Annotated in this window: 21 protein-coding genes; 11 read left to right on the forward strand and 10 right to left on the reverse strand. The window is 66.1% G+C overall.

Features of this window, described 5'->3' with window-relative positions:
- Positions 1-27: 27 nt before the first annotated feature.
- From EJK15_RS05805 to EJK15_RS05830, 6 genes are all read right to left on the reverse strand, one after another.
- The gene (locus tag EJK15_RS05805) at positions 28-405 is read right to left on the reverse strand and encodes a hypothetical protein (RefSeq protein WP_138709325.1); all 378 of its coding nucleotides are present in this window, start codon (positions 403-405) and stop codon (positions 28-30) included.
- A 67-nt stretch (positions 406-472) separates the two neighbouring features.
- Positions 473-676, reverse strand: a complete 204-nt coding sequence (locus EJK15_RS05810; RefSeq protein ID WP_138709326.1) for a hypothetical protein — start codon at positions 674-676, stop codon at positions 473-475.
- Between the two features lie 806 nt (positions 677-1,482).
- Positions 1,483-1,671 (reverse strand): polymorphic toxin type 43 domain-containing protein, encoded by a 189-nt coding sequence (locus tag EJK15_RS77415; RefSeq protein ID WP_171074133.1) that lies wholly within the window; start codon positions 1,669-1,671, stop codon positions 1,483-1,485.
- On the reverse strand, positions 1,580-1,930 hold the full coding sequence (locus EJK15_RS77420; protein ID WP_138709360.1) for a polymorphic toxin type 43 domain-containing protein: 351 nt from the start codon (positions 1,928-1,930) through the stop codon (positions 1,580-1,582). Before EJK15_RS77420 ends, EJK15_RS77415 begins: the two co-directional genes overlap by 92 nt.
- Before the next feature lie 127 nt (positions 1,931-2,057).
- Positions 2,058-2,354, reverse strand: a complete 297-nt coding sequence (locus EJK15_RS05825) for a hypothetical protein (RefSeq protein ID WP_138709327.1) — start codon at positions 2,352-2,354, stop codon at positions 2,058-2,060.
- 10 nt (positions 2,355-2,364) lie between these two features.
- Positions 2,365-6,015: a golvesin C-terminal-like domain-containing protein gene (locus EJK15_RS05830; protein WP_138709328.1), complete on the reverse strand. Its 3,651-nt coding sequence runs from the start codon at positions 6,013-6,015 to the stop codon at positions 2,365-2,367.
- Positions 6,016-6,682: 667 nt separating this feature from the next.
- Between EJK15_RS05830 and EJK15_RS05835 the strand changes: the two genes are divergently transcribed.
- From EJK15_RS05835 to EJK15_RS05850, 4 genes are all read left to right on the forward strand, one after another.
- Positions 6,683-7,930 carry an SMI1/KNR4 family protein gene (locus EJK15_RS05835; protein WP_138709329.1) on the forward strand — a complete coding sequence of 416 codons (1,248 nt, stop codon included), beginning with the start codon at positions 6,683-6,685 and terminating at the stop codon, positions 7,928-7,930.
- 110 nt (positions 7,931-8,040) lie between these two features.
- Positions 8,041-8,604 (forward strand): hypothetical protein, encoded by a 564-nt coding sequence (locus tag EJK15_RS05840; RefSeq protein WP_138709330.1) that lies wholly within the window; start codon positions 8,041-8,043, stop codon positions 8,602-8,604.
- A gap of 374 nt (positions 8,605-8,978) precedes the next feature.
- Positions 8,979-10,487 carry an FAD-dependent monooxygenase gene (locus tag EJK15_RS05845; RefSeq protein ID WP_138709331.1) on the forward strand — a complete coding sequence of 503 codons (1,509 nt, stop codon included), beginning with the start codon at positions 8,979-8,981 and terminating at the stop codon, positions 10,485-10,487.
- A gap of 613 nt (positions 10,488-11,100) precedes the next feature.
- Entirely contained in the window at positions 11,101-12,597 is a 1,497-nt protein-coding gene (locus tag EJK15_RS05850) for a sulfatase family protein (protein ID WP_171074134.1), read from the forward strand.
- A 110-nt stretch (positions 12,598-12,707) separates the two neighbouring features.
- Here EJK15_RS05850 and EJK15_RS05855 read toward each other — a convergent pair whose 3' ends face one another.
- Both EJK15_RS05855 and EJK15_RS05860 read right to left on the reverse strand, forming a co-directional pair.
- Positions 12,708-13,028, reverse strand: a complete 321-nt coding sequence (locus EJK15_RS05855; RefSeq protein ID WP_138709333.1) for a hypothetical protein — start codon at positions 13,026-13,028, stop codon at positions 12,708-12,710.
- A gap of 131 nt (positions 13,029-13,159) precedes the next feature.
- A complete protein-coding gene (locus tag EJK15_RS05860; RefSeq protein WP_206060668.1) occupies positions 13,160-14,008 on the reverse strand; it encodes an alpha/beta fold hydrolase in 849 nt (282 codons plus the stop codon).
- A 49-nt stretch (positions 14,009-14,057) separates the two neighbouring features.
- Here EJK15_RS05860 and EJK15_RS05865 point away from each other — a divergent pair, with 49 nt between their 5' ends.
- Positions 14,058-14,606 (forward strand): CGNR zinc finger domain-containing protein, encoded by a 549-nt coding sequence (locus tag EJK15_RS05865; RefSeq protein ID WP_138709334.1) that lies wholly within the window; start codon positions 14,058-14,060, stop codon positions 14,604-14,606.
- Between the two features lie 109 nt (positions 14,607-14,715).
- Here the strand turns inward: EJK15_RS05865 and EJK15_RS05870 are convergent, their stop codons facing one another.
- Positions 14,716-14,967, reverse strand: a complete 252-nt coding sequence (locus EJK15_RS05870) for a HAMP domain-containing protein (RefSeq protein ID WP_138709335.1) — start codon at positions 14,965-14,967, stop codon at positions 14,716-14,718.
- A 119-nt stretch (positions 14,968-15,086) separates the two neighbouring features.
- Between EJK15_RS05870 and EJK15_RS05875 the strand changes: the two genes are divergently transcribed.
- Complete coding sequence (locus tag EJK15_RS05875; protein ID WP_138709336.1) at positions 15,087-15,950, forward strand: endonuclease/exonuclease/phosphatase family protein; 864 nt, start codon at positions 15,087-15,089, stop codon at positions 15,948-15,950.
- A 212-nt stretch (positions 15,951-16,162) separates the two neighbouring features.
- Complete coding sequence (locus tag EJK15_RS05880; protein WP_206060669.1) at positions 16,163-17,737, forward strand: alkaline phosphatase D family protein; 1,575 nt, start codon at positions 16,163-16,165, stop codon at positions 17,735-17,737.
- Positions 17,738-17,942: 205 nt separating this feature from the next.
- Here the strand turns inward: EJK15_RS05880 and EJK15_RS05885 are convergent, their stop codons facing one another.
- The gene (locus EJK15_RS05885; protein WP_138709337.1) at positions 17,943-18,752 is read right to left on the reverse strand and encodes an SAM-dependent methyltransferase; all 810 of its coding nucleotides are present in this window, start codon (positions 18,750-18,752) and stop codon (positions 17,943-17,945) included.
- Between the two features lie 376 nt (positions 18,753-19,128).
- Between EJK15_RS05885 and EJK15_RS05890 the strand changes: the two genes are divergently transcribed.
- From EJK15_RS05890 to EJK15_RS05905, 4 genes are all read left to right on the forward strand, one after another.
- Complete coding sequence (locus EJK15_RS05890) at positions 19,129-20,322, forward strand: aminotransferase class I/II-fold pyridoxal phosphate-dependent enzyme (protein ID WP_138709338.1); 1,194 nt, start codon at positions 19,129-19,131, stop codon at positions 20,320-20,322.
- Between the two features lie 377 nt (positions 20,323-20,699).
- Positions 20,700-21,158 (forward strand): SDR family NAD(P)-dependent oxidoreductase, encoded by a 459-nt coding sequence (locus EJK15_RS05895; RefSeq protein WP_171074135.1) that lies wholly within the window; start codon positions 20,700-20,702, stop codon positions 21,156-21,158.
- Between the two features lie 417 nt (positions 21,159-21,575).
- On the forward strand, positions 21,576-21,782 hold the full coding sequence (locus EJK15_RS05900; RefSeq protein WP_138709340.1) for a hypothetical protein: 207 nt from the start codon (positions 21,576-21,578) through the stop codon (positions 21,780-21,782).
- A 567-nt stretch (positions 21,783-22,349) separates the two neighbouring features.
- Complete coding sequence (locus tag EJK15_RS05905) at positions 22,350-24,470, forward strand: NACHT domain-containing protein (RefSeq protein WP_138709341.1); 2,121 nt, start codon at positions 22,350-22,352, stop codon at positions 24,468-24,470.
- Positions 24,471-24,496 lie beyond the last annotated feature (26 nt).

A 24,496-nucleotide genomic window follows, 5' to 3' on the forward strand; every position in this document is an offset into this window, starting at 1 on the left:
ACCAATGCCCGAACCTGCTTATCGCAGCTAAACGAAGAGCATCGAATCTCGCATATAGATCAACGGCGTCAAGCCAACCTCGATCTTCCCGGCCAGATCATCTACTTCGAATATTATCTGCAAACAGAGTTTCTCTCCCTCCCATTGCGATCGCAGCCTCACTGCTCCTTCTCGGAAGATATCCAACTCTAACTGTCGATTATCGTTGAATATCTTAATGCGCACCGAACGACCTGGTATGTCATAGCTCAATTCGACCTGCTTTCCGCTCCCTTCCCAACTTATTACTCCGCCTATTTCGTCGCCCTCTAGAGGCTGCGGCTCTAGGCCCGCTGCCGCCAGTTCGGCCCGGTCCTCGACATCGAACTGCCGGTACGTCACCGCTACCTCCTGCAACCGCTTCACATTACCTATCGTCTTTACACGCGGACCCCACCCTACAACAAAGGCCGGACCGCAAGCTTGCCATTCGCTAGCCGGGTCGCAGCGCCATCTCCCAAGAGGTGACTTCTTCGGACGAGATGACGACTCTGGCAGCGGCCGCTCTCGGGCGCGCGCCATATGAATGGGTTTCGAAATCCGCAATGGCGAGCATCACCAGACACTGCACCCTATTTATGAGCCCCACACCCGCCTCTCCGGCTTGGATTTTTCCGGTATTGATCGCGTGAAGCATCGTTCGTTTCCTTCGCACTTCCGGCGTTTGGCGTGCCGGGCCTGGAGGCGGCTCCGGCCTCCAAAGGCCGCGAAGGTCAACAGGCAGACCTACTGTAGATGCGCGGTTAACTCGCGCTAATAGCTTCGCCCCCTCCTGTTATTCAAAGGGGGCGAAGCTTGGCCCGTCTCGTGAATTAGCTACTCAGCTGGCGGCTCATTGTTCTCGCGCGGAACGTCGACGAATCCGCGCACCAGGCGAGCAGCTCGGTGTCTTGTTTGCTGCGATAGGACATGCGAGCTAGCTATTTGCTCGAGCAGCTCGATAAATCGACGTTCTAGTACTACACCGCCCCTTGGATCATACAGTCTCTGCACCGCCTTTTCTGCCCAGTATGGGCTTTTGCCATTAAGTGCCATATATATAGCCTCCCCTAATGGTAGAGAAGAAGCTATACGACCGATTTCGCCTGTAAACCCGAGACGCCTGCTCATGTCCTCCAGCTTCTCCATCAGCTCTTGTTGGCTAATTTCCAGCAGGGTTAGCCACGTGATGGATATGCGTTGTTCCAGTGATTCCGCAGTTGTGCCTGGCCTACCGATCGCCCAGAACCCTCGGGCCGTCGTCCCTATCCATATGCCTGATTCTGTGATTTGCACGAGTGGCGCCCATGTTAGCGGTCCATGGCTGGCGCCCGGCGAGTGAACCCAGAGTTCACTCGGGACCTTCGACATAACTTCGCGAAATGGCGACCGTTGATTATTCAAGTGCTACCAATCGCCCCACGTAGAGGTGTGTTTGACTTCGTATCCATATTGCTTCATGAATTACTCGAACTGCTTAAGTATTTCAGGCGTCCATTGTCCGCCGTAGTGACCTGAGTGCTCGTTGGTATAGATGGTGTTGCCGGGCCCTCGCATCATTCTAACGCCTACTATATTCTCGCCCTTGGCTCCCAGCACTTGGCGGATGTAACTGTGCCCTAACGAGAAGCTCTTCCACTTCTTGCCTAGCACTCCGAACCTCTTCGTGACCCGGATCGAAGACGAAGTCTCGGCCTGCCACCGTCCGCAGGTTATCGAAAGCTTTAATCGAGGTCGCTCGACTACTTACCTCGATAACGCCTCTATCTGGACCGGTACCTTTGAAGGCCTTATTACCTCTAATTGGACCGCCAGGGAAGACAACCGGTGCACCCGTGTAGGGTGAATCGGGGTTACCCGCACCCGCGAAATAGCCTTCCAGATACGCTTCCGTATCGTCGCCATATCGGATGCATTTTTCGTAGTCCGACGCCTTTGCGCACGGCGCGGACGATTGCCGTCACCTCACGCAGAAGCCCCGCCAGGACAGCCGGCGGGGCTTCATTTTTTGCTGCCCCAAACAGCGCAGCAGTTACGTTCTAGTCACCCAGAAACCACAGATAGAGGTGTGATCTACTTTCTACCTCCAAACAGAGTCGTTCGATCTCTGCCACCGAATCTTCCCCGAGAATCTCGCGGACGGACTGGTTAGCGATTTCCTTACGCAGCCTTTCGGCCTGTCGCGAATTGAACATTGTGTCCGCATAGGGCAGCAAGCTACCCAAGAACGGAAACTTGTCTTCATCTATGTGCTGGAGCGTCGCTATCCAATCCATCCTGCAGGATCCGCGCAGCACGATTTCGCCACTCTCCGTGCGCACCTGGACATTGATCATAGTTACCTCGTCAGTCCGGGTGGACGCTCTCGACCTCGCCGCCCCGCACCCATACGGCGATGTTGAATAGAGCATTCCCATCCGCGTCATAGCCGATCGGGTGGCGGCTCTTGATGTAAAGGACATGTCGATGTGCGGAACCGGTGCCGAGATTCATGTTGTCCATCGGTTTTTTCATCGCCAGCCTGGCCCAGTTACGGACGTGGTCGGGTGTAACCCAATCCTCGAACTTGGACTTACCTTCCCATTTCCAGGAATCCGGGTGGTTCGGATCATGCCTCGGGAGGATGTGCTCATCCATTACCTTATCTGAGATGGCCCCATTCCCGCAGTTGTGAACGAGGACAGGAGCGGCGCCCGCGAGCACATAGTACGTGTGGAGGTCTGCGACCGTGAGGTTGTGGACGCGCTGCTGTGTGGTCCATCGCTGGATCGCCTTGACCTGGACCAGAGTGCCCGCCGAGGTGCGCAGCAACATGCCGGCTCTCAGGTTGGTCGCCGGTATCCATTGGTTGAGGTCGGCCACCCAGAAGGGGTGCATGTCCGTGGCGACGACGATCCCGTCCTGGCCTTCCTCCTCCGATTCGTCTCCGCTGTCAACGGTGATCTGGACGAGGTTCTTATCACCCTCTCCGATGATGAGAGCGATGACGGGCTTGGCCGTGGTTTCGCCAGTTTCCGGATCTGTGGCGAGCACTTCGTCGCCGACTTCGATTTCCGAGATCGGTTTGGTTGAACCGTCGGCCATCAACACTTCCGTGTCCGGCGTGAAACTGTTCTTGCAGCGCATCAGCTTGGCGATGAACTTGCCGGAGTCGCCGCCAATGGGTACGAGTCCGACCAGCCCCCATATCGCCCCTTCGGTGTCCCCCTCGTTCAGGCTCTTGATGGCGAGGGCGATGTCGGCCGGAGTACCGACGACGGGAAGATAGCTAAGGAATTCGAGTTCCTTCTCGCCGGGAGGCCGCCCGTTTCTCGTGTCTCCGTCCAGAGATATTCCGGCGCGAGCTGCCTCCCACGCATCGATTTCGCCGTCTTTGTTGTCGTCCTTCATCGCCGGGCTGTAACTCGGATGGGCGTGGGAGACGGGAATTCTCTTGCCCTCGGAGCCTGGGTTGCATTCGATGCTGGCGTTGTCCCAGCAATCAGACGGCTTGTAATCCGGGTTGTGCCATGGACGCGGCTCATGGCCGTCGACCTCGATGCCGGTGATGGGGTTGCCGCCGGTGAACGCGTAGCGGTTGCTGGTCCAGGGATCGAGGCCGAGGCTCAGGTCGTCGAGGGCGCCGTTGTAGCTGTCGAGGTTGAGGAACCTGTTGAGATTGGGGTTGTAGTCGCGGAACCCCATGTCGTACATGCCGGTGGAGTTGTCCCAGCGCTTGCCGTTGAAGCGGTAGGGGTTGTACTCCTCCTTGGCCGTCGGATCGACGGGGTCGGGCTTGTCAACGCCGGTGAAGAGCTTGTCGTCGTTCTTGCCGTAGGCGGTGTAGCCGTAGGTCGCCCGGGTGTCACCGGCGTCGCTGGTGATCTGCTCGACGTCAGAGTGGGCGTTGTAGCCGTAGTAGGAGTTCTCCTCCGTACCGTCAGCGTTGACCTTCACCTGCGACAGTCGCTCGCCCCACGGGCTGTATTGGAAGGACTTGGTGAGCTTGCCGGCCACCTCCTCGTCCAAGACCTCACCGGACAGGCCGAGGTAGGAGTAGGTGGTGGTCTTGGCGTTGGCAGTGCCTTCCTTCTCGGTCTTGCTGGTGGTGCGGTCGATCGGGTCGTAGGTGTAGCTGGTGACGGTGTTGGTGGTGCCGTCGGCGCCGAGCTTTTCGTGCCGGGTGACATGGTCGAAGCCGTCGTAGGTGTACTTCTCCCACGTCTTGCCGCCGCCCTGGATGGTGCGCAGCCGCCCGTAGGGATCGTAGGTGTACGTCGAGGTCTGGCCGCCGCTGATGGAGGTCATCAGGCGGTTGCGGTCGTAGGTGAAGGTGGTCTTCTTGCCGAGGACCTCCTCCTCCCAGACGTTGCTGTTGGGGTCGTGGGAGTAGGTCTCGGTCTCCGCGGTGCCGCCGCCGGTCGGGGTTTTGACGGTCTTGGCGATGCGGTCGCGGGGGTCGTAGGTGTAGGCGTAGGTGTGGTCGAGGTAGGCGCCGGGGTTGTCGGCGTTCTGGATCTTGGCATGGTCGCTCACGCGGTGCAGGTTGCCCTGGTAGCCGATCGTGTGCTCGGCCACGACGGTGGCGTTGGGCTTCTTCTCGATGGAGTGGCGGAGCACGCCGGACAGGAAGTAGTCGTAGGTGGCGGTGTTGCCGTTGGCCTTGGTCTCAGTCAGGCGTTCGGCGCGGGGGGTGTAGGTGTAGCGGGTGGTCTTCGGCGCGGTGTCGGTGGCCGACTTCTTGTTGACCACCTCATCCACCAGGTCGCGGACGTCGTAGCGGTAGGTGGCGACCGTCTTGTCATGCGTGCGTGTAGTGACGGCGCTGTTTTCGTTGTAGAGGTAGCCGGTGGTGTTCTTGGTCGTCCAGGTGCCGTCCTGGTCGACCTTTTCCAGGATCTGCTCGATCTGGTTGAGGTTGGTGTAGGCGATGTCCCACAGGTCGATCTTCGCGGTCGGGGAGGCGTCCTTGATCTGGGTGAGGTTGGCGTTGGCGTCGTAGGTGTAGGTGAAGTCCGTCTGTTCGATGTCGGTGTCGCCGGCGTTGTCGCGCACCAGCTTGACCGCGTCGGCCGCGACGGTGCCGTTGGCGTCGTCGGTGAGGGTGACGCTGTGGGTGGTGCCGGCGGTGAAGGTGTAGCTGCCGAGCTCGACCCAGGTGCCGGGGGTCTGGGTCTGGTCTCGGGTGACGTTCGCCTCGCCGCCCTGGTGCTTGACGGTGTACTTGGCGTTGGTGGCCGTCGCCCCGGACGGGTACTGCACCTGCACCTTGTACGTGCCATCGGTCGGGGTGGTCAGGTTCCAGGTGAAGTTGCTGCTGCCGGTCCCGGCGGGGGCGGTGGCGTAGTCGTAGCCGACGAAGCCGGTGGCCGCCTCCACCTGGGGGCCGACGATGTTCGACGCGGAGGTGCCGCCGGAGGCGAGGGTCCACGTGCCGGTGGTGGTGACCTGGCCGGTGTCGGAGTTGTCGCCGAGGACGACGTCCAGGCCGAGCGGGACGCCATCGTCGGAGTGGGTCTTGAGTTTGCCGTCGGGGTAGTAGTCCCAGTCCAGCGCCCGCTGGGAGGAGCCGCCCGCGGAGGTGACGGTGCGGTTGGTCTGCAGGCCGAGGTCGTTGTACTGGTAGGTGGTCTTGATGTCCCACGGGTCGGTGGTGGTCTTGGACCAGCCGTTGTCCCAGTACGACATGGTGGACACGTTGCGGATCGTCTGCCCGTGCGAGGGCGGGTGGGAGATCTCCTTCAGCCGGGAGACCGCGTCGTAGGCGTACAGGACGCTGTCCGGGGTGTTGTAGACCGGGTCGTCCTTGTCGAAGGGGTAAATCTGCTCAATGGGGCGGTTCAGCTTGTCGTAGCGGGTCTCGGCGATGAAGTCGCCGGGGTCGTCGGCGGTTTCCACGCCGCGCGGGGTGATGGTCTTGGTCTTGTTGCCGACCTCGTCGTAGGCGAACTGGGTGATGACGTACTTGATGACGCCGTCGGTCGCAGCGTGCGGGACCTTGGTCTGGGACTGACTCAAAAATGAGGTTGAGGCACCCCAGGTAATCCTGGGTGGACGCGGTTCACGGTCGTCTGGCCCGTTCCGGGGTCGCCTGCGCGTCCATACGCGACGCAGGCTGTGGGAAGGGGCGTCACGCGTGCCACGCTTGCGATGAAGGGGCATCGGGTCGATCTCACCGATGCTTCGGAGCGGCTTCTCGAACAAGCGTAAGTTCCGCAAGGGCAAACTCGTCGAACGCCCCGAGGACGAAGCCGGTTGAAGGCATTGCGGGTCTCCGGGCTGGCGATCCGGGTGTAGAGCTTCATGGTCACCGAGATCTGCGAGTGCCGGAGGATGCGCATCGCCACAACGCGGGTGGACACCGAGGGCCGCCGGCACTGAGACGCGGGTGTGGCGAGTGTCGCGGGCGCGGATGCGGAGCTCGGTGGTGCTTCGGCGACGACTAAGCGCCGCGTGGTGGGCCTGCCTTGATGCGCTGGACGAGCTGCTCCATGGAGCCTCGGTATCCGTGGAGGTGCTCCAGCCACCAGGTGGCGCCCGCGTCGGCGTAGGGCTTCACCGAGGAGCCGGGCTCGAAACCAGATGTGATGGCTCCGCGAGGTCACCGAGGATGGCGACGTCGATGCCGTAACGCATATCCCCACCCAAGCACTCGGCACCGACAGTTCCCGGTACTCTGCCGGACGTGCGGCGAGTGATCACGTCCCGAATGGCATGGCTGGCGTTTTCGGCCGCGGTAGTGGCAGCGACGGTCGCTATGATCATGCGTTCTCGGCGGCGGGAGTCGGCACGGCGTTCAGTCCTGCAGGACGAGGCGGATTCCTCGTTTCCCATTCAGGTCCCGGCAGAGAGCGGACCTGTATCGCAGTGGCCTCCAGCTCCGATTCTCGGCACCCCGACCGCGGAGGAACTCAAGCGCCATGCCACCGCCGGGCCTTCTGTTTTCGACCGCCTCGCGTCTTCCGCTGTCTTCCGAAGCCGCGAGCCGAGGAAACCCCTGGACAATGCCGCTCGGCGCCGCCTCACCCGCTGGGGTGGGGCCGGGCTGGCGCTTCTCCTGCTGGCTGCAGGGGCTCAAGCCCTTGAATCCGCGGTCTTCTCCAAGGGGACGGGGGTGGAGGCTGTCGGGTACCCATATGAGATCCAGCAGGAGCCATGTGACGAGACCGCCGCCGGTCTCCGCGTCACCTGCTTGTACGAGGTCTATGAGCTGAGGAATGTTCCGGACCGTGATTACGTCCCTCAACCCACTCGAGACGGGGAGACGCAAGGGGTTGCCCCGACTCATGAAGTGACCGCTGACGCGGACTGCCGACCCCAGAGTGCCGAACCACGCGTACGGGAACTCAGCGCGAAAGTGACGCGCGCCGTGAACCGGCAGTGGCGGCGGATCGAGGCGTGGCTGAAGACCAACGCCCCCAGAACTCATCGCACACTCGGCAAGCCCGGAAAGGCGGGGAGTATTGCGGCGGCCGAGGCGGAGATGGGCTTGCATTTCCCCGATGACCTGCGGGCGTCGTTGCTGCGGCACGATGGGACCGTCTTCGTGAAGGACACGTGGGGCTTCGGCTTCCTGGGCGACTCGAATTTGAGCGTCCGGCAGATCCGGGACACGTGGCGAGGGCTGTGCGAGATCGACGGAGAAGACGACGGTGGTGGAGAACTCTCCGATCCGCGAACGGAGTGGTGGGACGGGCGAATGGTGCCCTTCGGCGCCAACGGGTCGGGCGATCATCTCGTGGTCGATTCGGTGAAGCGTGACGTCGGCGACACCGATCACGAGGGCAGTATGAGCTTCACGCCCGGAGGGATACGGATCCGTTCGTACTACGCCCTGCTCAAAGCCACCGCCGACGCCCTGGAGACCGGCCGTTCCATCGGCTACTGGAAGCCCAAGGTGGTCGCTGGTGAGGTCGACTGGGAGGTCCTCTGAGCCGGAGCCGGCAGCGCGTCAACTCGGCGGCGATGGATGCACGATCGTCCGGCCAGGCACGGCAGCGCGGCTAGGGTTGGCTGGATCTTGACTGAGAGAAGGTGTTTGGCATGCGGGAAATCCTGGTCTCCCTTGCTGCCTTACTTGTCGTGAGCGGATGCTCGGCCGCGCCCGCCGCGGAGACCTTCGGCACCTCCCCGCCCGCACCATCCGCTCAACCGACGCCCGAGGATACGACGAGTCCAAGCCCGCCGCCGCGGAGCTCCGCCACGCCCGGTCCGCGACCGATATCCCGGGAACAGGCCGCGAAGCGGTACCTGGCGATCGTCAAGCCGTACAACCTCGCGCTCGAGCGGCTGGAGACGGCCATCAACAGCGGCCGGCCGGCGACGACGCTCAGGACGCTCGCGGCCAGAGTCGCCTCGGCGAATGAGACGCACATGCGCGGGCTGCGGAGCGTCCGATGGCCCTCGGCCGCACGCATGCCGATCCGGCAACTCATCGCCGAGTCCGCCAGGGCCCAGGACTCCTGGCACCGTGCCGCGCGCGCGGGCGCCCGCGATGGAGTGATCCAGCACGTGTTGCAGGCGGCAAAGCACGACGGATCGGCGGCGGCCGGAAAGATCCGCCGGCTTCTCGATCTGGGCAAGTATGACGAGCGCGACTACGCCTGACGGTGACCGCTGCAGCCCTGGCGGCTGACCAGCACCGATAGAACGACAGGGTGCCGGTATGGCGGTGCCGGCGGATCAGCAGTGTGGACTGCCCTGCCTGGTGCCCGTCGGGAGTGTCGTCGGCCAGTATCTCGATCATCGCCCAGTCGTAGTGGCGTTCGCCCTTCCGGGAGCTGGTACGGCTGCGCGTACGCCGCCGCCTGCCCGGGCAGCATCACCCGGGGAGCGTCGGCGCGCCTGGTCTCGGTGGTCATCTGGGACATCAAGCCAACATTGATGGCCAACAGGCGTTGACACAACTTGGAAGGCATTTTACGTTATGCCTACAGACGTTGACCAACACGCGTTGACCTTTGCTTCAAGGAGGCCGCCCCATGGCCGGAATATCACTCCCCGTCGCCGACCCCAACGCCACGCACACCGCCGACGTGCTGGTCGTGGGCGCCGGCCCAACCGGACTGCTGCTCGCCGGTGACCTTGCCGAAGCAGGCCTGTCCGTCACCCTCGTCGAGGCCCGCCCGCGCAAGATCAGCAATCTGTCCCGCGCCTTGGTCGTGCACGCCCGCGTGCTGGAGCAGTTCGACGCCCGCGGGATCGCGGAAGAGGTGGTCAGGATCGGGCATCCCATCAACCGGCTGGCCTTGTTCGAGCGGGGTGAACTCGACCCCTCCCGGCTGCCCAGCCGCTACCCGTTCGTCTTGTTCCTCCCGCAGTACGAGGTGGAGCGAGTGCTGGAGCGGCGGGCCCGGGAGGCCGGGGTCGTCTTCGTGTACGACACCAAGGTCGTCGGCGTGAACCAGGACGCGAACGGTGTCACGGCCAGCGCGGTCGCCGGCAGGGACGCGGATCCGGACGGCCCGTTCACCACGTTCCGCGCTTCGTACCTGGTCGGGACCGACGGCGTGCACAGCTCCATCCGGTCGGCGATCGGCCTGTCGTTTCCCGGCAAGTCGATTCTCAGCTCGTTGATCCTGGCCGACGTCAAGCTCGGTCAGGCGCCGGATCGGCCGTTCACGGTCAACGCCGTCCCGGACGGGTTCGCGCTGCTCAGCGAGATGGGGGACGGCATGTACCGGGTGACCGGTTGGAACCGGCGCCATCAACTGCCCGACGACGCGCCGCTGGACGTCGAGGAGATCAAGGAGTTGCTGCGGCTCAACTTCAACACCGACTACGGCATCACCGAGGTCCGCTGGATGTCGCGGTTCCACAGCGACGAGCGGCAGGCGCCCGCGTACCGCGTCGGCCGGGTCTTCCTGGCCGGTGACGCCGCGCACGTGCATTCCCCGGCGGGTGCGATGGGCATGAACACCGGGCTGCAGGATGCCGCCAACCTCAGCTGGAAGCTGGTGGCCGTGCTGCGTGACGGGGCCCATGACCGGCTGCTGGACACTTACCAAACCGAGCGGCACGCCGTCGGCAAGATCGTGCTGCGGATGAGCGGGATGCTGGTGCGTGCGGCGCTGCTGCACGGGTTCGTCGCCCGGACACTGCGCGCCGCAGCCGGAACAATCCTCAGCACTGTCCGCCCGCTGGCCGACAAGGCGGCCGCCATGATCTCCGGGGTCGGCATCGCCTACCGGGCTCCGCGCGGCGCGCACAAGCTGACCGGACAGCGCGCCCCCGACGTGCGGCTGGCGGAAGGACGGCTGAACGAGCTGCAGCGCGGCGGCAGGTTCGTGCTGATCACGCCCGCCGGGCAGACGACGGACGTGCCCGTTCCCAACCAAGTGGTTCGCGCGCATTGGGCCGGTGACCGCCGCACCACGGCCCTTGTCCGTCCCGACGGCTACCTTTGCTGGGCGACGGAGAAGCCGAACGACGGAGCCGCTCTCCGAGCCGCGCTGAGCGCCTGGGCGGGCCCTCTCCCCGAGGCTGCGTGAACCTCCAGCGCTCGCATAGTTCGGCGCCCATGGGACCGGCCCGCATCGCGACGATTCCCCACCCTGGACGCCACTCGATCTTCCGTACGGTCACCTCCAGACCAGCACCTGCGTCCGGAACGGAACGCCCAGGTGCTCTTCGGTGACTGCCTGGAACCCGGCGAGTTCCTTGTGCTCATCGTAGGCGTCAACGGTGACTTGTTGACGAGCGCGTCGAGGCCCGCGGAGGATCTTGTGGAAGCCTGTGAACGGACGTGAATGAGAACAGAGCGCCGGTCGTGCCTTCTTGACGACGATCGAGTCCGGAACCAGCTTCTCCAGGTCGTCACACCCCTTGTCAGCACCCCTTGGTCGGGCGCCCTTCTCCTGGTGAGGAGTCTAGGAACAGCCGATGCGCTGAGATCGCTGGACCGTCCGTGTACGCGATTGCTGCCGTCTGACTCGAAGTGTTGCAGGTATTTGCAAAGAATGTTTAGCTTTGGGTGTTCTCCGCCCCATCTGCCACGACGGTCACACAGCGCCACGACCCAAGCAGCCGCCGATGGTGTTGCCGTATGACACGAACCCGCTCGGCGACCTGCGACGCACTGCCCTCACGCCTTGGAGGAGCCGTATGTCCGCACGCCCGCGCTTACACCGGTTCGTCACGATCCTGCTCGTCCTGGCCGGGATCGCCGCGCTGACGGTGAGCACCGCCGGCGCCGCACCGGCCGGACGGCCGGCCAGTGTCCGGGCGGCTCAGCCCAACGTGGTCGTCATCATGGTCGACGACATGAACGTGTTCGCCCTGCAGTACCTGAACAACGTACGCTCGCTCCTCGCCGAGCCGGGAACGACGTTCGACAACAGCGTCGTGTCGTACTCGTTGTGCTGCCCCTCTCGCGCGACCTTCCTGACCGGCCAATACGCGCACAACCACGGAGTGCTGGACAACGCGCCGCCCGACGGCGGATACGAGAAGCTGCCCGCCGCGGAGACGCTACCGGTGTGGCTGAGCCGGGCGGGCTACGACACCGGGCACGTCGGCAAGTTCCTCAACCGCTATGGCCGGGCCGACCCCACCGAGATCCCGCCCGGCTGGGCCGAGTGGTACGGCTCGGTGGACCCGAGCACCTATCGCATGTGGGGCTACACGCTCAACGAGAACGGCGTGCTGCGCACCTACGGCACCCCCGATGTCGAGGATCCCGCGCTCTACCAGACCGATGTCTACGCTCGCAAAGCCGTCGACTTCATCCAGCGCAAGGCGCCGGCCGACAAGCCGTTCTTCCTGTCCTTCGCGCCGCTGGCGCCGCACGGCGAAGGCGGGCTGGAGTCGCCGCAGCGCAACCCCCGGCCGGCCCCCAGGCATCTCGGCGCCCTGGACGATGTGACGCTGCCCAAGCCGCCCAGCTTCGACGAGGCCGACGTCTCAGACAAGCCGGCGGCCGTCCGCAACAGGCCCCGGATCGGTCCGGCGGCCGAGCAGCGCATGCAGAATGTCACGCTCAAGGGCCGTCTGGAGTCCCTGCTGGCGGTGGACGAGGCGGTCGCCGACATCGTGGGAGCTTTGCGCGAGTCGGGCGAACTCGACGGCACCCTCATCGTGTTCACCTCGGACAACGGCTGGATGCAGGGCGAACATCGCATCCGCAGCGGCAAGGTGGTCCCATACGAGGAATCCATCCGGGTACCGTTGATCATGCGAGGGCCCGGCCTTCCGGCCGGCCGGCATGTCAAGACGATCGCGGCCAACATCGACCTCGCACCGACCATCCTCGACGCCGCAGACGCGCCCGCCGGGGTCGTCCTCGACGGCCGCTCCCTGCTGCCGATCGTCGATGACACCACTGCGATCGCCCGCGGCATCGTGATCGAGAACGGCCCCAAGACCAACGGCAGCAACTGGTACGTCGGCCTGCGGGCGGCGAGATGGAAGTACATCGAACACTCCACAGGCGAGCTGGAGCTGTACGACCTGCAACGCGACCCCTATGAGCTGACCAGCGTCCACGCCGACCCGCGCTACGCCGGCACGCGTCAGGCCCTCGCCCAGCGGCTGGCACAGCTGCGCGCCTGCGCGGGCGCCGCATGCCACCGATGGACTCCCGTCCCCGCGCCGAGGCCCTGAGGGGAAGTGCCCGTCGACAAGGCGCCGTGCCGACGCACCGCATTTCGATGACAAGCGGGGACGTGCCCACTCGCGGGTGCGCCCCTGTCATCGTCTCGCCCGGCGGGAGGTCACTGCGGTCCGTTGCCCCTGGGCATGCTGGTCACGATCACCTCACCGCTGAACCGATCGCAGCACACCGCGAATCCATCGCGGGCCAGGGCGGCATGCAACGCCAGCTGGACCGTCGCGTGGGCCTCGCGCAAGTACCGGGTCTCAGTGGCCAGCGGCTGCGCCGCCGATGCCCACGACACCACCACTCCGCGGCCGGCCTCGTGCGCGAGCACCAGCCCCTTGGTGAGGGCCGGCGGCGTCGCTTCGGCGGCGAATCCGGCCCGCAGCAGTGTCGCGCGGACGCGTTGGACCAGCAGTTCCCCATCGCGCTCTGACATGGTGTGCTTCCTCCCATCACGCCTGGCTGTTGCCCCTGCCCCTGCAGAGCGCCGTTTATCGGGGCAGATCGTCGGCCGGACCGATGCCCGCAGCCCCCCACGCGATTGAGCGGCAGAGTCGGGTGAGTCAGTCACCTGGGCAGGAAGTCACGCAGGTGCGCCAGCACCACGTCCGGGCGTTCCTCGGCCAGGAAGTGGCCGCAGTCGGGGATCTCCGCGCCGGTCACGTCACGGGCGTAGTCCCGCCAGATGTCCAGCACCGGCACCCTGCTGGGCAGCCCGGCCGAGCCCCACAGGGCGAGCACCGGCATCTCCAGCCGCCTGCCGGCCTCCCAGTCGGCGTCGTCGTGCTCGGCGTCGTGGGGGAAGGATGCCCGGTAGTCGTCGAACCCGGCGCGCAGCGCCCCCGGCCGGGAGAACGCCTTGAAGTACTCCTCGACGTCGAGTTCCGCCCGGCGTACCGTCCACTTCTCGAAGAAGTAACCCAGGTAGCCCCGCACGTCCGCGCTCGCGAGCCGTTCCGGCAGGTCGGGCTGCAGGTGGAAGACCCAGTGCCAGGTGCCGAGCGCCAGGCCGGTCGTCATGTCGAACCTGCGCCACATCTCCCTGGTCGGGATGATGTCCATGACGACCAGGCGCTCCACTTCGGCGGGATGGTCGAGTGCGTAGCGGTGCGCGACGCGGGCGCCCCTGTCGTGCCCGGCCAGGGTCAACGTCGTGTGGCCGAGCGAGCGCGCGAGGGCACGGATGTCCGCCGCCATCGTGCGCTTGTCGTAGCCAACGGTGGGCTTGTCGGTCAGGCCGTAGCCGCGCAGGTCGGGGGCGACGACCGTGAAGTGCTCGGCCAGCCCGGGGATGATCCGCCGCCAGCAGTGGCTCGTCTGGGGCCAGCCGTGCAGCAGCATCAGCAGGGGGCCGTCGCCCTCGATGAGGTAGTGCATGCGCAGGCCGTCGAGGTTCGCCGTCCGTGATTCCGCCATTGGTAACTCCATGATGTGGTTACAGGTTCTCGCATCATAGAGTGAAGGCATGAACTGGGTGTGGTACGGGGGTCGGTCGAGCCTGGACCTGGTCAACACCTACCGCGACCGCAAGACCGGGGGCCAGGAGACACTGCGGGAGCCGGTCGACCTGGCCGCGTGGCTCGCCGCGGCGGGCCACGTCGGGGCCCGCGCCGACGAAACGCTGCTGGCCGAGGCGCGCGCACTGCGTGACGCGATCAGTGGCTGCGTCGACGCCGCTCTCACTGGCTCCGCCCCAGCGCCGGGCGATCTGGAGCGGGTCAACCGCTGGGCCGCGCGGCGGCGGACGGCTGTGCTCCAGCTCGCCCCCGACCTCTCCCTGGTACGGCCGGTTCCGCCCGACATCGCCGAGGCGGCGCTGGCCGAGATCGCCCATGACGCGGTGGAGTTGCTCGGCGGCGACGAGCGCGGCCAGATCCGCGTGTGCGCCAGTCCCACCTGTGGCCTGCGTTTCACCGACCGGTCCAACGCGGGCAAGCGGCAGTGGTGCTCCATGCGCCGGTGTGGCAATCGCGAGAAGGTGCGCCTGCACCGGGCCCGCCTCAAGGACGCCTGACGTGCGCCGCCTCGCCGATCCCTCATCGGGCTCACCGTGCTGTGATACCGGTGAGTGCCGCCGCATCGTCTTCGCCGAAACCTGACACGCGCACCTTGATCCGGCGGGCCTACCCCCAAAGTGAGGGCATGGGTTGGCAACGTTTGGCGCTCAGCGAGAACAGATCCTGCGAGACCGAGTCGTGCAACTCCCTGGCGATCCTGGTGCGCTCGAGCCGCCGCGCCTGCGCCCCGGCCAATTCCCGTTCCACTCGGCCGGCCGCCACCAGACGCTCGGCCATCACGTTGAAGCCCTCCTCCAGGCGGCCGATCTCGTCACCGGCCGAAACGGGCACCCGAGACGTCAAGTCGCCGCCGGCCATGATCGCCGGCTTCCTATTGCCGTTCCTTCACTGATCGTCAAGGCACTGGTCACGGACCGGGTGCCGCGTCGTCACCGATCCGCCGCGCGGAAGTCATGGCGGACCGCCATGATCTCGGCATGTTCGTGTCACGCCTTGCCCAGTTAGCCCGCCGTACCGCCGGAATCGCCGGAATCGCCGTACTCGCGATCACCACCGCCACTACCGCGGCGAACGCCGACGCCACCGCTGCCTCGGACGTGCCAGACCGTCAAATCAGGGTCGCTTCCTTCAACATCCACCACGCCCAGGGCGTGGACGACAAGCTCGACCTGCAGCGGGTCGCCGATGTGATCCGCACCGGCGGGGCCGACATCGTCGGCCTGCAGGAGGTCGACCGGCATTGGTCGGAGCGGAGCGAGTTCGCCGACCAGGCGTCCTGGCTGGCCGAGCGGCTGCACATGCACGTGGTCTACGGTGCCAACCTCGACCTCGACCCGCTCACCCCCGGCGCGCCGCGCCGTCAATACGGCACCGCGATCCTGTCCCGGTACCCCATTCTCGACTGGGACAACACCCTGCTGCCGCGCTACGACGGACACGAGCAGCGTGGCCTGCTGCGGGCCCTGGTCCAGGTGCGCGGGGTGCGCGTGCAGGTGTTCAACACCCACCTCCAGCACAACAACGCCAACGAGCGCCTCGAGCAGGTGCGCGCCATCCAACCGCTGGTCGCCCCGCGCGAGGAGCCGGTGGTGCTCACCGGGGACCTCAACGCCAGACCCGACGCGCCGGAGATCCGCGCCCTATCCGAAAGTCTGACCGACGCCTGGCCCCGGGCGGGCGCCGGGGACGGCTACACATACCCGGTGGCGGTCCCGAGCGCGCGCATCGATTACGTGTTCACCTCAGCCGACGTCCGGGTCAAGTCGGCCACGGTCGCAACGAGCGACGCCTCTGACCATCTGCCGCTGTTCGTGGACCTGCTGGTGGGCCGCCGCGCCTGACCGATGGTCGAGCCGTCCAGTACACCGGAAACGGGTGCTGGGCGGCTCCTGTTTGGTGCGGGCCGGATAGCAGAGATCCCGGCGTGCTTGACGGAGGGCAAGGCGCCCGCACTGCGCCGACGGCGTACCATTCCTGGCCTCTTGGGGAAAGCGTCATGTTCGCGCCAACCGGGGGACGCCTGATGGTCGGCCGCGATCGCTGCGATGGCGGGGTGAACCACCTTGCTCATCCTCTGCACCGTCGCGGCTTCCTCACCGGCATCGGCACCGTCGCGGGCTTGGCCGCTCTCAGCCAGGTGCCGCTCGAAGGCACCGCGCTCGCGGCGCCCCGCCTGCGCGGCGGCGAGCACCCGTTCAAGCTCGGCATCGCCTCGGGCGACCCGACGCCCGGCGGCGTGGTGTTGTGGACCCGCCTCGCGCCCGATCCGTTCAGCCCCGACGGCGGCATGCCGAGCCGCCCAGTGCCGGTCGACTGGCAGCTCGCGCTGGACGAGAACATGCGGAAGGTCGTCAAGCGGGGCACCGTGTCGGCGCTACCCGAGCTAGCGCACTCGGTGCACGTCGAGGTGGACGGACTGCAGCCGGAGCAGCAGTACTACTACCGCTTCCGCTACCGCGACGACGTCTCCGACGTGGGCCGTACCCGCACCGCGCCCCTCGAGCACGGCCGGCCGGACTCGCTGACCTTCGCCTTCGCCTCCTGCCAGGACTGGACGCACGGCTTTTACTCTGCGTACCGGAGCATGGCCGAAGAGGATCTCGACCTGGTGATCCACCTCGGTGACTACGTGTACGAATACGGCGTGCCCGCCGACGGCGGCATGCGCAAGACCCCGACGCCGGACGCGCTGCGCGAGGGCCCCCGGGACCTCGACCGCTGGCGTATGCAGTACGCGCTCTACAAGTCGGACCCGGACCTGCAGCGTGCCCACGCCCGGTTCCCATGGCTGGTCACCTGGGACGACCACGAGGTGGCCAACGACTACGCCGGGGCGCATGGCCCGATCGACGCGAACCGCGCCGCCGCCTACAAGGCGTGGTACGAGCACCAACCCGTGGGTCGCCGGTCACTCCCTCACACGGACGGCTCGCTGAACCTCTACGGCCGATCCGGCTGGGGCCGCCTGGCGCAGATCGACCTGCTGGACACCCGGCAATACCGCAGCGCGCCGCCGTGCGGCTGGGGGGAGGCCCCTTCGTGCGAGGCCGGCAACGACCCGGCCAAGGGCACCATGCTCGGCGCGACGCAAGAGAGGTGGCTGCTGGACGGGCTGCGCGCGTCGAACGCCCGGTGGAACGTGATCGCGACGAGCGTGATGATGGCCCGGCTGGACCACGACGGCCCGACCGGCGACATCATCTGGCACGACGCCTGGGACGGCTACCCGGCCTCGCGCAAGGCCATCACCGACACGTTCGTCTCGGCCAAGGTACGCAACCCCATCCTGGTCGCTGGGGACTGGCACTCGACGTTCGTCAGCGACATCCACCAGGACTTCGACCGGTCCGACTCCCCCGTCGTAGCGACGGAGTTCGTCGGCACGTCGATCTCCACCAACGGGGATGCCGAGGTTTACGGGCCGTACTACGGACCTATGATCAAGTGGAACCCGCACATCAAGTTCTTCGACGGCGACCGCCGCGGCTACGTCACCTGCCGGGTTGACGAGCGCGAATGGCGCACCGACCTGCGCATGGTCCCCACCGTCAGCCGTGCCGACGCCGCCGCCGCCACGTTCGCCTCGTTCGTCGTGGAGGACCGCCGCCCGGGGGCCGTCAAGATCTAACGCCACGCCCGGCCGGCCCCGAGCTTGGAACTCCTCGGTTTGACGGTGAAGGCGAGTTGGTCGGCGGCGCGTGCCGTGCCGTATGTCTTGGTGAGCCGGCAGACCTCGATCATGCGCGCGGCTCCGCGGTGGCCCGCGTCCTGAGCAGGCGAAGCGTCACCAGCGGCCCCCCAGATCCAGCCGGGGGTAACCGGGCGCCCGTTGGCTATACCTTGCGGCCGATTCCTACGATCACCCAGGCCTTGTCCGGTCTCTCAGACAGGAACGGGCTGTCGGGCCGCCACTCACGGACGTACACCAGGCCGGGCTCGACCAGCTCAAGCCCGTCAAAGAAGGGCAAGACCTTCTCGCGCGTACGGGCGCCGCCCGTGTGGCTACCCAGCATCTTTCGGTAGATCTCGACGATCGGCTCCGCGGCCTCCGGACGAGCATCGAAGACGACGTGCGTGATGACGACATGACTGCCGACCGGCAACGCGTCACGGAACTCGGCCACACGCCGGAATGGGTCGCTGTCGTCAGGAATGTACTGGAGACCGCCGAACAGCAACAGCGCCACCGGCCGATCGAGGTCGATGACCCGCCGCAGATCCGGGTCGGCGAGCAGCTCGCCAGGATGCATGACGTCGCCTTCGACGACGGCCGTCCTGGGCCCTCTGGCGAGGATCGCCCTACCGTGGGTCAGCACCACCGGATCGTTGTCGACGTAGACCACGTGCGCGTCGGGGACGAGGGATCGGGCCAGTTCGTGCGTATTGAACTCGGTGGGCAGCCCCGAGCCCAGGTTGATGAACTGCCTGATGCCCTGCTCCACGAGAAACCGGATCACACGTACGTGGAACGCCTGGTGCTCCTGCGCCATGACCCGGACCTCCGGTGCGATGGCCAGCACCGCCTCCGCCGCCTCCCGATCGACGGCGAAGTTGTCTTTCCCCCCGATGAAGTAGTCGTGCATCCTGGCAAGGTTGGGTGTACTGGCATCGACACCGGCGTGCCGCCGGGCCTCGTCACTCACGCGTCCCCCTTCACGGGTCTAGTCGCTCCCTGATTATGCCCGACGACAACGGGCCACGCCGAGATTCGGTTCCACCCTTGGCCGGAAGCTGCGCAGGCTGTCAAGCCCGCAGTCTCGGCCGGCCTCGACCGCCCGCCCTGGTGTGCCTGGCCGGACGGTCGAGGATCATGGTCCTCCTCGTGGTCGATGAAGATCGGTTGATGGTCACGGTCTGTCCAACGACGAGGTGGGGCGGAGGTGACGCGCCGGGTACACGCCGCCAGGTGGGGACTTTCAGGATCTGGTGGCCGTTGCCGCCCGGCACCACGGGGGCGAATCGAGCAGACTTCTTCGCGAGAGCCGTGCACGGGGAAACCACTCAGGAGGGCGAGAAGCCATGGTCGACGTGTTCGCGAAATGCCGGCTGCCCGAGACGTACCGGTTCGTGAAGGACCTCGGCGTCTATCCGTATTATCAGGCGGTCGAGGAGCGGCCGGGCGGGGGCGAGGTCGTGATCGACGGGCAGGTGCTCGTGCAGGCGGGCTCCAACGACTATCTCGGCCTGTCGGGCGATGAACGCGTGAAGGAGGCGGCGGTCGAGGCGACACGCCGGCTGGGCGTCGGCAGCGGTGGCTCACGCCTCAGCAACGGCTCGCTCGCGTTGCACGAGGAGCTTGAAGCGCGGCTGGCGGCCTTCCTGGGACGGGCGGCGGTCATGGTGACCAGCGCGGGCTATTTGGCCAATCTGGCCCTCGGTGCGCTGATCGGGCCCGGTGACACCGTGATCGGCGACCGGCTGGTGCACGCCTGCCTGATCGACGCCGTACGCCTGAGCGGAGCGCGGTTACGCCGCTACCGGCACAACGACATGGATCATCTGGAGCGGCTGCTCGACGCCTCCGATCCCGGTGCCGGACGGCTGATCATCACCGAGGGCATGTTCTCCACCTCCGGCAGCGTGTGCGACCTGCCGGGCATCGCCAAGCTCGCCCGCGCGTACGGCGCCCGCGTCGTCATGGACAGCGCTCACGACGTCGGCCTGCTCGGTGCGACCGGGCGGGGCGCGGCAGAGCAGCACGGGCTGGAGGGCGCGGTCGATCTGCAGACCATCACCTTCTCCAAGGCACTGGGCACCCTCGGGGGCGCGGTGGCCGGCCCCGAGGAGATCATCGCCTACCTGCGCCACTACGCGCGGTCCATGGTGTTCACCGCCGCGCTGTCCCCGGCGTGCGCCGGGGCCGCGCTGGCCGCCCTGGAGATCATCGCCGCGGAGCCGGAGCGCCGCCACCGCCTGCGGGTGGCGGCCGAGCGGTTGAGCGGGGAACTGGCCGCGATGGGGTATGCGGTCGTCCCCTCCGATCGGCCGGTCATCGCGGTGCCGGTCGGCGACGACCTGCTGTGCTTCCGGCTGTGGAGGGAACTGTTCGACGAAGGCGTCTTCACCACCGCCATGATCTCGCCCGGCGTCCCGCCCGGCCAGGCGCTCATCCGGGTCAGCGTCACCGCCGCCCACACCGAGTCCCAGGTGGAACGGATCGTGTCGGCGTTCGCCGCCGCCGGACGCCGCCTGCGGCTGGTCCGCGAAGCGTAGGGACGCAACCGGCGCGGGCCGACCGTGGCTTCGTTGTCGTAGGCCCACTCGGTGCTTGTTCCCGCGTCCTGGTGGTGCTCACCGCGGACGGCGTCCGGCAGATGAACGTCAACCCTCCTACTTCTGGGCGGCGAGCTGGGGGTGCCGGGCAGCGAGGTCGGCGGAAACTCCAGCCGGACAGCAGGAACTCGAGCGGATCGGCAAGACGCTTGCGAAAAGCGCAGGAGGAACTCCGCCGTACGGCGAAGCGTGCTTCGTACCGACTCCTCGCCGGCGGCCGGGGAAGCCGCGGTGAGAAATACGGACCAGGTCCGCGTCATCGCTAGGATGGGCCCTCGCAAGTTATTGCATATGCCAGAGAAATGGAGGCACTACATATGAGCGACAAGCAGACCGCTTTGGTGACCGGGGCTGCCGGCGGGATCGGGGCCGTCAATCTCGTCGCCCCTCTCGTATTGTGCCGGGAATTCGTCGGCAGCCATATCGCGTGCGGCAGCAAGGCTTCGATTGTGAACGTGGCGTCGGTCAGCGGCAGAATGGGGAGCCCAGATCCGTCGTATGCGGCTTCCAAAGGAGGCCTGATCGCCATGACCAAGGGACTTGGCCGCGTATACGCATCTCACGGCATCAGGATCAACGCGGTGGCGCCAGGTGTCATTGACACCGACATGGCTCGACTCATTCCTGCGGAGCGCCGTGAACAGTATCTCAGCACGATTCCCAGCGGCCGGTTCGGCGCCTCACAAGAAGTGGCCACGACTGTGGCATTCCTGCTCAGCACCGAATCATCATACATGGCCGGAACCGTATTGGATGTCAACGGCGGCCTCTGGTAACGACCCTTTGAAAAACATTGCGCCGCTCGGGTTCATCGATGCGGAAGAAAGGACCGCGGGGGTTGCGGCCACCGCCGTGACCACCCCTGGGCTGAGCACAACTTCACCGGCCAATGGGGCAGCTGGGGCTCCCAGATCATGCGACCCCACGTCCGCCGGTTCCTCCAGGAACGTGTGATCGGCGGCTGAGGTGTCAGGCCGGCTCGGCCGCCGCCGGGTTGCCGAGCTCGCCCAGAGCAGGGCCGCCGTCACCATCCTGGCCGAGCAGCGACCGGTACCGTTGCTCAGCCCACCGCGCGACCGGTGGAGGTGCCGGTAGGCCGTGAGCCCGGCCTCGGCCTCGTGCTCGATTACGGTGATGCGCATACCGGGTAATTTGTCCTGAACTTTCGCCCCAAACGGCTCATCCAACACGTCGTGGAAATGTTGACTGACGGCGATCCCCAGCGGCTCGGGGAGTACTGGCTGGCCGGGCGGCTCGGCGCGGGCGGCCAGGGAGTCGTCTACGAGGCGTACGCCGAGGACGGCCGCCGGGTGGCGATCAAGGTGCTGCACCGCGGCCAGGCGGCGCAGCTGGCCAGGGAGGCGGCTGAGCCAACAGCTACTGCGATACGTGAGTCATGAAAGACCACCTTGCAGTCCCGGCGTCGATCGTGAGAGCAATGACGTCAACAACGACATGACAATCATCGTCAAGCAGCCCCGCCAGCCACCAAGCGGGTGGACATCCCACTTCCCGCCGTGCCCGGCGACAGCCCGAGCGCCGAGCGGGCACGAGAGGAACTGCTCGAATATCTGCGAGAAACCCCTGAGCAGATCTCCTGCGGGCAAGGAGCGAAGCACCCGCCTGATGATATCGTCCAGGTCGGCGATCAGATTACACCACCACGCATTCAGACATACCTACGGTAAACTAAACTTGATAGAAGTGTGCAGGATGAATGCGGGGCAACGGGCTAATCGGATGGGTGGTATGCCGTGAATTATCGACGCAACCCCACAGGCCGTTGGCCGTTCCTGCTCCTAATCGCCGCAATCATCGCACTTCTGATATGGGTGGGCCTGACTCTCCTCGACAAGGGACCGGATACAGGTGACCAGGTCGCGGGAATCGCTTCCGCGGTCTTCGCCGCGACGGCCTTGTTCCTCCAGGTCCGAGCCTCGCAGTCGCAGTCGCAGTCGCGTCCGGACGTGACCGACACGGATATACGGGTCGAGTCCACGGCCCGCGTTCTGGCCCTGCGCGTGCAGGAAATCAGCCAGCAGGAGGAACGCAACTGGCGTATCGGCGATCCGTGGCCACTGCGGGTGCGATGGCGCACCGCCTCTGATGATGTGGTCGACCGCTGGGAGAACATCCGCGCCTTCGCGGCCGACGGCGGTGACAGACCTCTGCCGCCGGCCGGGGATCTCCTCGGCATTCACAGCTTCTACCAGAGCGTTCCCACCGGCCGTCTGGTCATCATGGGCCGGGCCGGGGCGGGGAAGACCGTACTCGCCCACCGACTGATCCTGGAGTGTTTCAACCACCCTGGGGATCTGCCCCGCGTGCCGGTGTTGTTCAGCCTCGGTAACTGGGATCCCAGCCGTACCGGCCTCCACGAGTGGCTGGCTGACCGGCTCATCGCCGACTTCGCCTTCCTGGAGGGTGTCGACGCCAGCGGGACCGCGTTAGCCAGGGTGCTGCTGGAGGCCGGGCGGATCCTGCCGGTGCTGGACGGCTTCGACGAGATCCAGCGCCATCACCGCGGTGCGGCCATCAGCGAGCTCAGCCGTTTCGACGGGCCGCTGATCCTCACCACCCGGCCTGGCGAATATGCCGCCACGGTCAGCGCCACCAGAGCGCTCAGCAGAGCTGCCGCCATCGAACTCGAAGACCTCGCCCTCGACGAGGCCCAGCGCTACCTGCAGGCTGCCAGCGGCAAGACCCGCACCGCCCAATGGGAGTCGGTCTTTTCGCACCTGCGCACCCGTCCCGACGATGTCACCAGCCGGAATCTCGCCGCGGCCCTGAGCACACCGCTGCTGGTCATGCTCACCCGCACCATCTACAACGACACACCGCACGACAACCCCATGGACCTACTCGACGGCGGCCGGTTTCCCACCCAGGACGCGCTCGAAGAACACCTCTTCAGCGCTTACCTCACCGCCCTCTACGACCCACGCCGTACAGTCCGGTCCGGCACCGGAAAAGTAACCTGGACCGACCACCAGGCCCGGCGCTGGCTCGGCCACCTCGCCGACCACCTCGCTCGGCTCAACACACACGACCTCACCTGGTGGCGACTCGACGCCACCCTCCGCCGCCGGACTCGCGTCCTCGTCACCGGCCTCGTGGCCGTGCCGGTGGGTGGGATCGTGGGCGTACTGGGCTACGCCGTCGCCGATCTCTGGTCTGGGGCGCGGTTCGACGGGCCCGAGTTGCGTCAAGGACTGCTGGAGACGGGAACCGGCCTCGTCGCAGGCCTCGCCGCCGGGCTCGTGAACGAGACGAGGACTGGCCGAAACCCCGAACGGCTGCGCCTGCGTCCTTCCCGACAGCCCGTCCCCGCACCATCGAGGGCTCTGCGCGGGATCGGCGCCGAACTCGTCATCGGGCTTTCGGCCGGTCTCGCATTCTCGCTCGCCTCGTGGCTCATCTGGGGCTTCGCGTACGGCTTCTTGCACCTTTCCGCCGGACGTTTCGTGCAGGCCTTCGTGCCGTCGCTGGCCACCTGGCTTCCCGCCACGGGCGCGCCCACCTACGTCGCGGCCGGCCTCGTCCTCGGCTTCCTGGTCGGAATCTTGTACGCGTTCGTGAACGCGGTCGTGTACGTGTTCAGCGGGCCGAACGACCGGAGTTCCGCAGTGAGTACCTGGGACTTACTGTCCACGGACCGTGGGGTGACGCTTTTCCGCGTCGGCATGGTCGGATTCACGGTCTTGCTGGTGAACTTCATCCTGGTGGGCAAGCAGTACGGCGACGTCCTGGGAAACACGTTCGTGAGGCAGGGCCTCCTCTACGGCTTCCTGTACGGATCCTTCGCCGCGCTGACCCGGCTCTTCCTCTCGGCGTGGGGAGGCTGGCTGCTCTTCGCACGCTTGTGGCTCCCGCTCTCCGGCCGGCTGCCGTGGCGGCCGAAGCTCTTCCTCGATGACGCCCACGACCGAGGCGTACTGCGGCAGTCCGGCGCGGTGTACCAGTTCCGCCACGTCAGGCTCCGCGACCACCTTGTCGACCAGCACCGTGCCAAAGGGCCGCGGCGTTCCGGAAGAGCCGGCGGACCACGTACGGCACATGACCACGCGGCTGAGCGAGCAGCGCCGTAACACGTCTGACGCGCGAAACGCATCTA

The sequence above is a fragment of the Nonomuraea basaltis genome (assembly GCF_005893125.1).
Lineage (GTDB): Bacteria > Actinomycetota > Actinomycetes > Streptosporangiales > Streptosporangiaceae > Nonomuraea > Nonomuraea basaltis.